Raw genomic sequence first — 14,268 nt, 5'->3', positions numbered from 1 at the left:
CAATATGTCTTTTAGTAAACGAAACATTAACGTAACATCACGAACAGTTATTTTTACATTGGTTGCGATGCTTATCACATTGTTTATCGCACCACAGTTTTCTGCTCATGCAGAATCCTATGGTGCGTTTTATGTTGAAGCCAACCTTCCAGAAAATCAATACGATCCCAATGTTGGATATTTTGATTTAATGATGGAACCCAATATGAAACAAACTATTTCTTTTGATGTTATTAACCAAGGGAATCAACCGATGCGTGCGTCCATCAATTTTCAAAATGGAACCACAATATTAAACGCTGAAAAGTCCTACATCCATGAAGAAACACCAGACGTATCGATGAAACACCCGATGACAACAATGGCTGTTCTTAGAACGCAAGAAGTCATTATTCCAGCAAATCAAAGATCCACCATTGCTATTGATGTAACGGCACCCAGTGTTGCATTTGACGGTGTAAGTGTGGGTGGTTTTTCGGTGACTGCGGATACGATTGAAACACAAGCTGACACATCAAAAAAAGCAAAAGGTGAGATTCAAATTGAAAGTCGTACCACATATTTAATTGCACTCCAAATTCGCATGAATGAAACAAAGGTAGAAAAAAACCTTAACTATGTTAAAAGTGGTGCAGAAGTTGTGGATCTCAAACCTCAGTTTGTATCAACACTTCAAAATGATCGTGCGGTTGTAATGAATGATATTAGTATCAATGGTACCGTGACTCCTGAAGGTTCGGACCAACCCATTGCGCGAATTCAGAAACAAGTAGGTGGAATTCTGCCGAATACGCAATTTCCAATTGCCTATCCGGTCCAATCACAAAAACTCGAACCGGGTACCTACATCATTGATTTAGAAATAAAAAGTGGTGAAGAAGTGTGGCATTGGCAAGAAGTTCATACCGTTGAGCCTGATACTGCTGATGCTGTGAATGAAGGATCTGTTATTCCAAAGCAAACCAATTGGATGCTAGTACTCGTCGTGGGACTACTTCTAATCATAGTAATACTTTTGGTGATTATCCTTTATATGCGATATCGCCAACAACGTGAAAGACGGAACGCATAATGCGCCGGAAAAGACTGCAAAAATTGAGTTTAGTAATTGTGCTAATGGCAGTGATGATCATTGGTGGTTTTGTTGTGAATAAACCGTCTACTTCGAATGGTAAGGTTTATGCCGATACCGCCACAACTGCGCTTACAGTTGCGCCAGAGACAACGACTCAAGACGTATCGAGTACCAATGAGGAATCATCTGAAGAACACAAACCAAAAGATGAAACGAACGAATTCATTGACAATGTACCTGAAAGCGAGAGCCCGGTTAAAAACTCAGAACTGCAGGACGAACTCACAACGGCGCAAGAATCAAATAGTCTGCAAGCATCCGATTCGATTGACCCACCAATTATCCATCCACGTGAAGATACAGTGCAACAGGTTCGTGCAACACTGCAAGCGCATGAGAAAATCGTTTCCGACTTTAGCGAGCTAAAACGTCTCATTGAGGCGCAAGGGATTGAAGGGGTCAACCAATACACCACATATTATCTCAGTGCTGATATGCATGCACTGGTGGGTGGCATTAAGGTTCCAAATAACTATTCTTTTATTGTTGACGGAACCAATCCGGAAACGGGAATCCGTCATACATTTAACGAATACAAGTCAGCCTCATACTCCGATACCATCCATTACACTGGAAATGGAAACGGGAATGAGCGGGCCATGACATTTCGAAATATCGCCATCGAAGGCGAAAACTACTACGGAACGTTATCGAGTATTTACCAAAATACCCTGATTACTTACGATAACGTTGAGTATTATGGACCGCAAATCACCCACAACATTAGAGGAACGGTGAAAATTCACAACTCCAACATCTATATTATTAGAGGACGGGCAAGTGCTGCCCATGAAGTTATGGAAGCAACCCATGCTATGTTCACCGGTCAAACTTATTTGATTGTGGATTCGGCACTCAATGAATTTCTGAATGTAACAGGATCAATCACATTTAAAGAAGACAGTACTACCACCATCAGTTCCAATGTATCAATTGTTGATGATACAGGTGTTGATGTCGTTATCGAAAAGGATGCTGTGGTTGACTTTAACCAAAATACGAGCGCCTCGGGTAATCCTAACTACGGAATTCAAGCCAAGACCCTTGACAATGCCGGAACATTGAATTTAAATGCGAATACTTTTGCACTGTCAGGTTTAAGGACATACGATAAACTCTTGAATAAAGGGTCGATAACCATAGATGCCAAAGACATTGTTTATTATGGGATCAACGTGGTCAACAATGTACCCAATTCATTTGTCAATGACGGGGGAAAGATTCATCTCAAAGCAGATAAGATAACCGGATTTAATGTTTACTCTTATACACTCTACAACTATAATGGCGCAAGTTTTATCATTGATGTTGACAATGCGGTTCCTGGATATACTTTTGAAATATATCGAGAAACGGTCTTTGATAACAGTTCCTTTAAAGCGACGATGGGCGATGTGAGTCTCAAACCAACCAATCGAGCGGCATTCCTACATTCACCCATCATCTCGTTCGTAAATTCGAATGTAGATATCAATATTTCGGAAGCCTTATACAGTCATGTCTTCCATGCAACGACGTCATGGGATTATCGAACAACACCTACGCAGCCCAATTATCTTAATTTTATTGACCGCACACGTAGCACTAACTTCGTCTATTCAGGCAGTGCAACGATAGAAACCCAACAAATCAATACCTGGGATACAATTCCAAGCCAAGTGGGATATCCCGATGATACCGTTTTTGGTGCTAATCGTTACATTATGGACACGTATGCCCACTATTCTCTCAAGGCTGCGATTAATACGTCAGGGAATTGGAGTGGTACCAATATTAGTTCAAGTAGCCCTGGAACATTGCCGAATATAAATGGAATTAGTTTAAGAAATAAGGGAACAATTTCGATGGGGAATATGGTTCTTGATACGCCGGTTCAAAAAGAAAATGCAAGTATCTTAGAAATTACGACCAACCCCAACGCGATTGTCCGGTTGGCAACGACACCGGAAGCACTCCTCATCGCGCCAGCTGATGGACACTTACGAGAAACGTTGTCGACACCTATTGATAATGGGACATATGGAATTGCTGCCTATGGTGATTATCTGTATCGATCCAGTTGGGTAACCTATGATGCCGAAGGACCTTTAGAGATTCTAACAGTCCCTACGACTTTATCATTTGGTAATGTCCAATTATCCGAAGATCCAACAGTCTATCCAAGAACAGACATCGCAACAATTCAAATACGTGATGGTCGCAATGTAAAAACAGGATGGCGTTTGAGTGTGCGTGTGACAAAGCCATTGCAAATTGAGGGCAATTTGAAGAGTATTTTGAAAGACGCCTTCTACCTCAACCAACAACCAATTCCTGAAGCATCCCAACAAGCAATGGTGGTTTACGAAACATCAAGCACAACATATGGAAAAGATACAACCATCGAATGGACTGCCAATCAAGGCGTCCAGTTGTTTATCGAGAACTATCAGCGAGTCTATGCGAATACGCCTTATCAAGGCCAGTTAGAATGGATACTCGAAGCCAAATAAGCGAAAAAAAAGCAGACAGACGTCTGCTTTTTTTTTCGGTAAAGGCAAACTGAGTAAAAAAAACGCCCCCGAAGCGGAAGCGTGTGTTATACCTATAAATCAAAAAGTGATTCAATGGCATGGGCAATACCATGGTTCTCTAAATCTGTTGTAACGAACGTAGCGACGTCTTTAACGTGTTCTGGAGCATCACCCATAGCAACACCAATTTCAGCTGCAGAAAGCATGTCTACGTCGTTGTCGGCATCACCAAAAGCAATGACTTCGTGCCAGCTTAAGTTGAGGCGTTCTAACACGACTTCAATGCCACGCATTTTACCAGCGCGACGAGAATAAATATCAAAGGCATCGGTATAAGCTTTCGAAATGCGCGCATCGGAAACAAATGAATGGGCTGATTCAATAAGTGATTCATCACCCATCATAAAAATACCTTTAGGCAATTCCTGTCCTTCAACAAGTAAAGGTGCTTGTGTATAATCTTTTAAAATATAGGCTTTGGGACTTCCTTGAAGATAAACGTCCGTAAAAATTTGATAATCACTGTAAATATGCATTTCCTCATTTAACTTGTAACCAATACCCAAATGATGTTTACGTGCAAATTCAGTCAGTGCGTTGACCTCCTCAATCAACATGGGGACTTCGTGAATAACATGCTTATCAATATCATAAACAGTTGAGCCATTAACTGTGACATAAAAATCAGGATGCATCCGTTCATGGATGTCATCTTGAATAAAATAAAAAGCTCTTCCTGTTGCGATTAAAACTTCAACTCCTGTATCGCGGAGTTTGCGAATTGCGGTGATGGCACTTTCTTCAATCGTCGTTTTCCCGCGTTTTATCAGCGTTCCATCGATATCAAAGATGGCTAATTTAATGTTTTCATGGTTCATACGAACATTTTAGCATATTTCACTAGCATATTGGGTAGGGTTTCTGTATAATAAACTACAAGATTTAAGGAGGTAGAGGAAATGAATGGTAAAGTAATTAAAGAAGCATATACATTTGATGATTTATTGTTGGTACCAGCAAAATCACAAATTGTACCTGCTCAAGTTAAATTACAAACGCGTTTAACTGACAAGATTACATTGAATATTCCGATTGTATCTGCAGCAATGGATACAGTTACGGAAGATGGCATGGCAATCATGTTGGCGAAGCTTGGTGGTATGGGTTTTATTCATAAGAATATGCCTATCGAAGACCAAGCGGCGATGGTACGTGTGGTAAAAGAAACAACTGTAGAAGAAACATTCGAAGATGCAAATGTCGATGGACAAGGACGTTTGCGTGTCGGTGCTGCAGTTGGGGTTGGTGAATCGTCAATAGAACGTGTTCGTGCATTGGTTGCAGCAGGTGTTGATATGGTTGCTGTTGACAGCGCACATGGCCATTCAGAAGGTGTTATCAATACCGTGAAGGCAATCCGAGCAGAATTTAAAGACTTGGATATTGTAGGTGGTAACATTGTTACGGCTCAAGGTGCTACTGACTTAATTTATGCGGGAGCCAATGTTATTAAAGTTGGTGTTGGTCCGGGATCAATCTGTACAACACGTGTTGTTGCAGGTGTTGGTGTTCCCCAACTGACAGCGGTTAATGACGTTTATTCTGTCGCAAAACAATATGGTGTTGGTGTTATTGCTGATGGTGGTATTAAACTATCGGGCGATATTTCCAAAGCCTTAGCAGCTGGCGCAAGTTGTGTCATGCTTGGTGGACTATTAGCAGGAACTGAGGAAACTCCTGGTGATGTCATCGAAGTATTTGGTAAGAAAGTTAAATCTTATGTTGGAATGGGATCATTAAGCGCAATGCAACGCGGCTCAAGTGATCGTTACTTCCAAGGTGGTGTTAAGGAACTTTCAAAACTTGTACCAGAAGGAATTGAAGCAACTGTGCCATTTAAAGGATCCATTACAGACGTTGTGTATCAAATGTTAGGTGGAGTGCGTTCAGGTATGGGCTATTGTGGATGTGAAACAATAGAAGACATGCATTTGAAAGCACAATTTGTTAAAATAACAGGGGCAGGCTTAAAAGAAAGTCACCCACATGACGTAGATAATGTTAAGGAGGCTCCAAACTACAATGGCAAATAAGATTATTGTATTAGATTTTGGATCACAGTATAACCAATTAATCGTGCGCCGTATTCGCGATTTAGGTGTATATAGTGAACTTCTTGATAACGAAATTACTGCAGAAGCAATTCGTGCAGATAAAGATATCGCAGGTATCGTGTTATCAGGAGGACCAAACTCTGTTTATGAAGACGATGCATACCACATCGACCAAGAAATCTTTGAATTAGGATTACCAATTCTTGGTGTATGTTATGGGATGCAGTTAATGGCGCACCAAAATGGTGGCGTTGTTGAATCTCATGACAAACGTGAATATGGTTTAGCGCCTATTAATGTTAAGAAAGAGAATGCAATTACAAAAGGATTACCAGCTACATACAACGTATGGATGAGCCATGGTGATCAAGTTAAAGCAGTACCTGAAGGTTTTGAAGTATATGCTTCATCAGACAATACAGAAATCGTCATGATGGGTAACGAAGCCAAGAAACAATATGGAATCCAATTCCACTCAGAAGTTCGTAACACAGAAAACGGAATTGATATGATCCGTAACTTCGTGTTTGATGTCTGTGATGCTGAAGCGACATGGTCCATGGAACATTATGTTGAAGAACAAACAGCATTAATTCGCGAACAAGTCGGGGATGAACAAGTTATTTGTGCATTATCCGGCGGTGTTGACAGTGCTGTAGTTGCAGCGTTATTACACCATGCAATCGGTGATCAACTCGTATGTATCTTTGTAGACCATGGTTTGTTACGTAAAAATGAAGCAGACCAAGTTGTTGAAGTATTCCGTGATCACTTCAAGATTAACTTAATCAAAGTCGATGCACAAAAACGCTTCTTAGACAAACTTGCAGGTGTTGATGATCCTGAAACAAAACGTAAAATTATCGGAAATGAGTTTATTTATGTCTTCGATGATGAAACGAAAAAACTTAAAGATGCGAAATGGTTAGCACAAGGTACAATCTATGCTGACGTTATCGAATCTGGGACTAAAACTGCACAAACAATCAAATCACACCACAACGTGGGTGGATTACCAGAAGATATGGACTTCAAACTTATTGAACCACTCCGTTCATTATTCAAAGACGAAGTACGCCAATTAGGATTGGTACTTGGTTTACCAGAACACATCGTTCACCGTCAACCATTCCCAGGTCCTGGAATTGCGATCCGTATCATCGGTGATATCACAGAAGAAAAAATCAAAATCGTTCAAGATTCTGACTGGATTCTTCGTGAAGAGATTGCAAAAGCAGGCCTTGATCGCGAAATCTGGCAATACTTCACCGTGCTAACAAGCATGCGTTCAGTAGGTGTCATGGGCGATCAAAGAACCTATGATTATACACTTGCACTTCGTGCTGTCACATCTGTTGACGGTATGAGCGCAGACTGGGCACGTATCCCTTATGATATTCTTCAAATTATCTCAGTACGTATCGTAAATGAGATTAAAGGGATTAACCGAGTAGTGTATGATGTAACCTCAAAACCACCAGCAACGATTGAGTGGGAGTAGTTGCGTAAAGTTTAATGAATACAGAAAAACCGCTTAAATTGGCGGTTTTTTGTATGTCGAAATTGAGAATAGTGAAAAAATAGGGCTAGTGATGTCAAAATGATGTCAAATAATTGAACAATGCATTAAGCACTCCTAAACTTAAGCTAATCCAAAACGATTAGTATTTACTTCATTTGAACAAAAGTGGACTTGATTCTGATTTGGAATGGCTATAACATTCTAGATGATACATTCTTGGAATGCATGTTTATGGTTTGAATTGCTCTAAAGAAAGCATAAAAATCCACCAGTAGGTGGATTTTTACCGTTTCTCAATACAGTTGCTTGAAGTCTGAAAATGACAACAAATAGACATAACGAGAATTTGATTTACAATACTCAATTGTAAATATCAGTAAAGATGTGGAGCAGTCATGTCACCTGTGTTATTTTCCTTAATAGCGGCGACAGCCACTTCTGTTGTCAAGAATAAGGAAGCAATGGATGCTGCATTTAACAGAGCATTACGAGTTACTTTAGTTGGATCCACAATTCCTGCTTCATTAAGATTTGTCCATACTCCGTTTTTAGCATCAAATCCAATATTCACTTCTGAACTGAGTTGTTGTTTAACAATCTCATCTCCATCAAAACCAGCATTTTCGGCTATCTGCCATAACGGCTTCAAAATTGAGTTCATAACTGTTGAGATACCGCGATTTTCATCTTGAGATTCCGAAGTAATTGCTTCATTTAACTCTATATAAGCGCGAGCCAAAGCATAACCGCCTCCTGGGACTGTCCCTTCTAATACAGCTGCTTTCGTGGCGTTCAAGGCATCCTCAATTCTAAGTTTCTTTTCTTTAAGTTCAGATTCCGTAGCAGCACCGACTTTGATAATCGCGACACCATTCGTGAGCTTTGCGAGACGTTTGCTTAATTGATCAATATCACTCGTATTCTTCGTGATTTCTATTTGACTACGTATTTCATTAGTACGTGCTTCGAGGGCATCGCTATCTCCTTTGCCACCGATAATTGTTGTTTCATCATTACTAATTACAATTTTTGATGCGGAACCCAGATTATCAAGAGTAACATCTTTGAAATCCATTCCTAAGTCTTTACTAATGAATGTTGACCCAGTAACAATTGCGATATCTTCCAAAGTTCGCTTTTGATTGTCTCCAAAGCTTGGAGCCTTAGTAGCAACAACATTAAATGTACCTCGGAGTTTATTCATTACAAGTGTCGATACGACGTCTTGGTCAATATCCTCTGCAACAATAAACAATGGTTTACTTTGTTGAACAATTTGCTCTAGGATCGGAAGTATTTCTTGTACGGTTGAAATTTTACGGTCTGTGACAATAATATAAGGGTCTTCAAGATTGATTACCATTTTTTCTCGATCTGTTACCATGTACGGCGAGATATAACCCTTGTCATACTGGAGTCCTTCAACGACTTCTAAAAATGTTTCAGATGTATTGGACTCGTCAACAGTGATAACACCATTTTTACCAACTTTATCCATTGCATCTGCAATAATATTCCCAATTTCATTGTTACCTGCGCTTATTGCTGCAACATTAGCAATATCATTACGGGTTTCAATTTTTTTACTTTGTTTTAAGAGATGATCTGAAATAACTTTTGCGGCTTTTTCAATGCCATATCTCATTAATACTGGATTTGCACCCCGATCGACATGTACAATTCCGTTGTGAATGATAGATTGTGCAAGAATTGTAGCAGTTGTTGTTCCATCACCAGCTACATCATTTGTTTTGTTTGAAACTTCATAAAGAAGTTTTGCTCCCATGTTTTCGAAAGGATTTTCGAGTTCAATTTCTTTTGCAATGGTTACACCATCGTTTGTAATTAGGGGAGAGCCATAACTTTTTTCAAGAACTACATTGCGTCCTTTTGGTCCTAAAGTTACTGCTACAGCATCTGCTAGTTTGTCAATACCTTTTAGTAATAAGTCTCGAGATTCGCTTCCATAACGTACGTCTTTAGCCATTATTTATCCTCCTCTACGATTGCTAATATATCTTTACTCTCAATTATTAGATAATCCTGATTTTGATATTTTATCTCGGTTGTTGAATATTTTTTATAGACGACATGATCACCAACCTTAATTAATGTGGGTGATTCTTTATCTGTAGACTCTCCAACAGCAACAACACGAGCAACTGTAGGTTTATCTTTTGATTCAGGTAGTAGAATACCACTATGAGTAATTGCTTCTTCCTGAATTGCTTCTAACAATATACGGTCATACAATGGTTTAATCATGATCTATTCCTCCTATTCCTGTAATTGACCTATGTAGCACTCTTGTATCATGAGTGCTAACGCCAATATTCTAAAATTGAAAGTAAAATTTGTCAAGTCATCAATTTAAAAATAAATTACTTAATAGTCTCGATCATTATTGGATTAGAATTACTATTAGTTAATGTATCATTGAGTTGATTTGAAGCAATCTGATCTAAGAATGATGCGAGATGGTATTGTTTATTCGGGTATAGGTGTGAATAAGTACGAAGTGTCGTTTCAATCTTTTCATGTCCAAGTCTATCTTGAACAATATTGGGTTGTATGCCTTGTTCGATGAGTAGGGATGCATGAGAATGTCTTAAATCATGTATTCTTATTCGTTTAACATTCGCATTCTTAGCATATTTTTCAAGCTCTCTAGAAAGCCGACTCTTGTTAGTCATAAAGACTTGTTCTTCCATATCGATAAAGTAGTATCGATCAACATAATCTTTTATCATTTGAGTCAGAAACTGAGGTATTGTTACAATTCGTTCTGACTTTTTTGTCTTAGGCTTGGTGAAGATATATTCACCATTTTCATATTGAGCAGAATGTCTTATTTCAATATGACCTCTTTTAAAATCAATATTCTTTAGTCTAACCGCAATCAGCTCACCAACCCGAATTCCTGTATAGAATAGAACATTGAATTGTAATCTTGATGATTCATCGTGTACAACTGCTATAAACTTATCAAATTCCTCTTTTGTCCAGAAGTTCATACTTGAAGGATGTTTAGACCCAATTGCAGTAGTTTTCTTTAATGGATTTCTTTGAAGTTCATAGAAACGTTCTGCATGATTAAAGATAGCTACAAGTTGATTGTTGATGGAACGTGCATACGTATCTTTAAACTGAAATCCTAGAATCGTATTTTGCCACTTGATAATATCAGGTGTTGATATCTTAGTGAGTTTCTTAGATCCGAGATAAGGTTGGATATATTTATTATAAATCACTCGTTTATTCTTAATGGTGTTATAACGGAGTTTATTTGAAATATCACTCAGATAGACTTGGTAGAATTCATTCAATGACATATCGATTTCTACTTCGGTACTTAAGTTGCTGAGATATTCGGTTTCCCATTCTTTAGCTTCACGTTTGGTTAGGAACCCCCGTTTAGCGCGTCGCTTCTCTTTACCGTCAATATCGGTATAACGCAATGTTACAACCCATTTACCAGTTTTCTTATCTTTATACGCTGACATGCTGGCTTACCTCCGTATTATGAATGTAGTAGTTTTCGTAGAAGAATTTACGGGATGTCTTTCCTTGGACAATACGATATCCTTTTTCTTTGAGAGATTGATTCAAGTCGGATATAATGCGATAAGCACTTGACCTACTAATTCCAAAAAGAGTCATAATTTCATCTACCGTTATTAACATAATTAATTCCTCCATTTCATTAAAAAACCAATCGACTCAGTCAACTGGTGGTAGGGTGTGTGGTTCAAGTAATTCTGACAATGTGATGTTAAATGCGCGTGCAATTTTCCCAAGTACATAAATGGTAACGTTACGTTTACCCATTTCTACATCATATAGATACTGTGGGTGTAGTTCTGCTTGTTTTGCAAGTTCTGCACGTGGTAGCTCTCGTTCTGAGCGAAGAAGCACAATCTTTAAACCAATATTAGTTACAAGTTGTTTTTCTTCACCCATCATTTCTTTAGTTGCAAATCCCATAATAATCACCTCCTAGGACAGTTGGTTTTCGCAACACAACACTACCACATGTATTTCAACATATCTATCAGAATATGACTTAATAACACAAGCGAGTGATCCAGTTCAAAAAGGACTGAATCACTCTATCTGTTATCAAATCAAAAGATTTGTTTTAAAAAGTTAAATCGATATATTCGTATCTACGAAGGAATCATCTTCGTAGCATTGTTAGGCGTAGTTTGAAAGAACTACTTCACTGGAGTTTCACCACTCCCAATCAAGGAAGCACCTATTTAGCCTGCGACGGTCTTTTCACGCTCGGACGTCCATAGGTGGAGTATCATTGTCACTATCAAAGTCATGGCATCATAGTTTTTCAAACTATGTGATCATCTAAGTTTCATCGCTCACTAGGTTTCTTAAGGTCGCAGCGCACTGATGAAGGTTGCTCGGTTGATAGATAAAGTCACTAACAATGGCTATAAATTGTCAAAGAACAGTCTCACTAAGTTGAAGTGAGAAGAGGGGGAGAAATAACCCCCTATATAGTGATAAGGAATCTCAGAGCGTTTCTACAACCAAAAATCAGAAATTTATTAAATTCTTTAGTTTTTTCAGTATTTTCTTATGATTCTTACTAATTGTTTGTTGAGATTTACCAATGTACTTGGCATATTCAGTTTGATTAAATCCGTCAAAGTAAAGAGAAATTATCAAGTTCATTTCATCTTCAGTTAATTGTTTAATAGCATTGTGCAAAGCTTCATATTTATCCATTTTGTGTGCCTCATTTCTTGTTGGGTTTTTGTCCTGGATTAGCTTGTATTCAAGTGTGTTTGTTTCATACTCATCGAAAAGATGGTCTAAATAAATCCAAGTCTTTCGAATTAGTTTTGTAAGGTATCGCTCATGTTCTATACTCTTCCAATATTCTTTATAGACTTCCTTACTAACATTAATGGCTTGTTTATTAACGTAGATCACATATTTATTATTCATATTTAGTTCCTCCTATTCCTGTAAACTTTTTTGATTTGAAACAGGTTGGTGCACGAATATGATGTATAAAAAGACCTCCTTAATAGCAAGAAGGCAGATTAAAATGGTAATAAATATTTTTTAAAACAGCCTTCTTTAACGAGGATAGGATTCTCCGATTGTCTATTGATGCTTGATTTTCTTGGAATTACTGTTTGATCATGTATATGAGACGAAATTTCAGAGTATACACGATATGATGTGATGAGATTATTAATACAACCTTTTAACTTGTAAACTAATGATTTACAGAGTACATAAAACGAAAGTACTAATCTTTCTATTAAATGTTTATTTTAGTTAGTGTTGCTTATTTATATAGTAAATTGTATAATGAACATTGATATAAGTGAATGTTAAAACAGTTAACGATTATTTAAGAAAAACTTAAAGGAGGGAAGATGTCTCTTAATAAATGGAGGATATATATTACCGCAGTTGATTTTGGTAGCCTTTCTAAAGCTGCAGAAAAAATGGGGTATACACCATCAGGTGTTAGTCAAATGATAAGTTCACTCGAGGATGAAATTGGGATACCTCTGCTTGTCAGAAGTAGTAGAGGGGTTATTCCGAGTAAGGGTGCTACAGAACTACTACCAACAATTCGTGATTTGCTTAAAGCAGAAGAAAAATTGTCTCAGGTGACTTCAAGCATCAGAGGCATGAAAAAAGGAAGTATTACTATAGGGTCATATCCAAGTATTGCAATACACTGGCTTCCTAAACTAATTAAGGAATTTCAAATTCAATTTCCTGATATTGAATTTAAAATCATGGAGGGATTAAAACAGGAAATTGTCAGCTGGTTGGAAGAGGGTATTACAGATATATCTCTCATGACATTAGGGGAAGGAATAAACTACGATTGGATTCCACTCGCAAAAGATCCAATGATTGCAGTTTTACCTAAAAATCATGAGAAAGCAAAATATACTTCTTATCAATTAAAATGGTATAAAAACGAGCACTTTATTATGCCAGCAATGGGAAGAGATGATGACGTTGTTCGTCTATTAGAAAAGTATCAATTGGACGTCAACATCGCACATTCAACACTCGAGAATATTTCCACACTTGCTATGATTGAACAAGATATGGGAATGAGTATTATGAATGAGTTAATTACAAAAAGATGGGATTGTGATGTTGTAAAATTGCCGTTAGATCCACCGGAATATATTGAATTTGGTATTGCTTTTAAACCGGCTTCTATTGTAACTCCCGTGACTGAAAGATTTGTTAGTTTTGTCAAAGAGAATATTGAATTGGTAAGTGAAAATTATTTAAAGAGAAATGAGGACAATAAAGATGAAAAGAATTCAAATTGATAAAGAATTAAAAGAAATAGTTAATAGCGCTGCCCTGCTCGTGATTGAATATGAAGTAGATGTTGAGAAAAGTAATGAAGAACTTATTTGTTATCTGGAATCAAAAGTTTCAGAACTAAATGAAAAGTATACACTCGCAGATTTGGCTGAGTTAAAGCACATTAAAGATACACGAACTGCCTATCGCTTATTAGGAAAATCACCATCTGCTTACCGTAATGCAGCAGAGGCGATGCTACGCCGTATTGTTAAAGGAAACGGTTTATATCAAATTAATAATGTAGTGGAAGTAAATAACATTATATCTGTGTCTACTGGATATTCTGTTGGATCTTATGATTTGGAATGCTTGGAAGGCGCATTAGTTTGGAAAAAATCTCCTGAAGGAGAGGTTTACAAGGGAATTGGTAAGGCAGATGTTAATATAGAGTTTTTACCAACTTTATATGATGATTTAGGAGCGTTTGGTAATCCAACAAGTGATAGTCGACGCGCCATGATTAATGAAGGAAAAAGAAAGATAATGACTGTCATTTATTCATTTTCTGGAACAGAAGACCTTGAAAATTTGTCAAAAACGTATACAGAACTACTCAATGAATACAGCAATGCAACGAGTTTCAATACTTATATTGTAGAATAGGGGAGAAGT

The 14,268-nt window shown here is 37.7% G+C and carries 13 protein-coding genes; 6 read left to right on the top strand and 7 right to left on the bottom strand.

Going from position 1 to position 14,268, the window contains the following annotated elements; genetic code table 11:
- Nucleotides 1-4 precede the first annotated feature (4 nt).
- A complete protein-coding gene (locus G7061_RS08525; RefSeq protein ID WP_166120603.1) occupies nucleotides 5-1,072 on the top strand; it encodes a DUF916 domain-containing protein in 1,068 nt (355 codons plus the stop codon).
- Nucleotides 1,072-3,627: a WxL domain-containing protein gene (locus G7061_RS08520; RefSeq protein WP_166120600.1), complete on the top strand. Its 2,556-nt coding sequence runs from the start codon at nucleotides 1,072-1,074 to the stop codon at nucleotides 3,625-3,627. The genes G7061_RS08525 and G7061_RS08520 overlap by 1 nt, the downstream gene beginning before the upstream one ends.
- Before the next feature lie 92 nt (nucleotides 3,628-3,719).
- On the opposite strand, the gene G7061_RS08515 is transcribed toward G7061_RS08520, so the two are convergent.
- A complete protein-coding gene (locus tag G7061_RS08515; protein ID WP_166120597.1) occupies nucleotides 3,720-4,526 on the bottom strand; it encodes an HAD family hydrolase in 807 nt (268 codons plus the stop codon).
- Nucleotides 4,527-4,607: 81 nt separating this feature from the next.
- Between G7061_RS08515 and G7061_RS08510 the strand changes: the two genes are divergently transcribed.
- Both G7061_RS08510 and guaA read left to right on the top strand, forming a co-directional pair.
- Nucleotides 4,608-5,741, top strand: coding sequence for an IMP dehydrogenase (locus G7061_RS08510; RefSeq protein WP_166120594.1), 1,134 nt, complete (start codon nucleotides 4,608-4,610; stop codon nucleotides 5,739-5,741).
- Nucleotides 5,731-7,263, top strand: a complete 1,533-nt coding sequence (guaA, locus tag G7061_RS08505) for a glutamine-hydrolyzing GMP synthase (RefSeq protein WP_159633367.1) — start codon at nucleotides 5,731-5,733, stop codon at nucleotides 7,261-7,263. Before G7061_RS08510 ends, guaA begins: the two co-directional genes overlap by 11 nt.
- Before the next feature lie 394 nt (nucleotides 7,264-7,657).
- Here guaA and groL read toward each other — a convergent pair whose 3' ends face one another.
- The 6 genes from groL to G7061_RS08475 form a co-directional block, all read right to left on the bottom strand.
- Nucleotides 7,658-9,271 carry a chaperonin GroEL gene (groL, locus tag G7061_RS08500; RefSeq protein WP_166120589.1) on the bottom strand — a complete coding sequence of 538 codons (1,614 nt, stop codon included), beginning with the start codon at nucleotides 9,269-9,271 and terminating at the stop codon, nucleotides 7,658-7,660.
- Complete coding sequence (locus tag G7061_RS08495; protein WP_166120586.1) at nucleotides 9,271-9,549, bottom strand: co-chaperone GroES; 279 nt, start codon at nucleotides 9,547-9,549, stop codon at nucleotides 9,271-9,273. Before G7061_RS08495 ends, groL begins: the two co-directional genes overlap by 1 nt.
- A gap of 116 nt (nucleotides 9,550-9,665) precedes the next feature.
- A complete protein-coding gene (locus G7061_RS08490) occupies nucleotides 9,666-10,787 on the bottom strand; it encodes a site-specific integrase (RefSeq protein WP_166120583.1) in 1,122 nt (373 codons plus the stop codon).
- On the bottom strand, nucleotides 10,774-10,968 hold the full coding sequence (locus G7061_RS08485) for a helix-turn-helix domain-containing protein (protein ID WP_205700093.1): 195 nt from the start codon (nucleotides 10,966-10,968) through the stop codon (nucleotides 10,774-10,776). The genes G7061_RS08490 and G7061_RS08485 overlap by 14 nt, the downstream gene beginning before the upstream one ends.
- Before the next feature lie 36 nt (nucleotides 10,969-11,004).
- Nucleotides 11,005-11,268, bottom strand: a complete 264-nt coding sequence (locus tag G7061_RS08480; RefSeq protein ID WP_166120577.1) for a helix-turn-helix domain-containing protein — start codon at nucleotides 11,266-11,268, stop codon at nucleotides 11,005-11,007.
- A 567-nt stretch (nucleotides 11,269-11,835) separates the two neighbouring features.
- A complete protein-coding gene (locus tag G7061_RS08475; RefSeq protein ID WP_166120574.1) occupies nucleotides 11,836-12,249 on the bottom strand; it encodes a sigma-70 family RNA polymerase sigma factor in 414 nt (137 codons plus the stop codon).
- Between the two features lie 440 nt (nucleotides 12,250-12,689).
- On the opposite strand from G7061_RS08475, the gene G7061_RS08470 reads away from it, so the two are divergent.
- Both G7061_RS08470 and G7061_RS08465 read left to right on the top strand, forming a co-directional pair.
- The gene (locus G7061_RS08470; RefSeq protein WP_166120571.1) at nucleotides 12,690-13,616 is read left to right on the top strand and encodes a LysR family transcriptional regulator; all 927 of its coding nucleotides are present in this window, start codon (nucleotides 12,690-12,692) and stop codon (nucleotides 13,614-13,616) included.
- A complete protein-coding gene (locus G7061_RS08465; protein WP_166120566.1) occupies nucleotides 13,597-14,259 on the top strand; it encodes a B3/4 domain-containing protein in 663 nt (220 codons plus the stop codon). The genes G7061_RS08470 and G7061_RS08465 overlap by 20 nt, the downstream gene beginning before the upstream one ends.
- The last annotated feature ends 9 nt before the right edge of the window (nucleotides 14,260-14,268 follow it).

The sequence above is a fragment of the Erysipelothrix sp. HDW6B genome, assembly GCF_011301115.1.
GTDB lineage: Bacteria > Bacillota_I > Bacilli_A > Erysipelotrichales > Erysipelotrichaceae > Erysipelothrix > Erysipelothrix anatis.
Note: the sequence above shows the minus strand (reverse complement) of the source record. Positions and strands in the feature narration are given on the sequence as shown.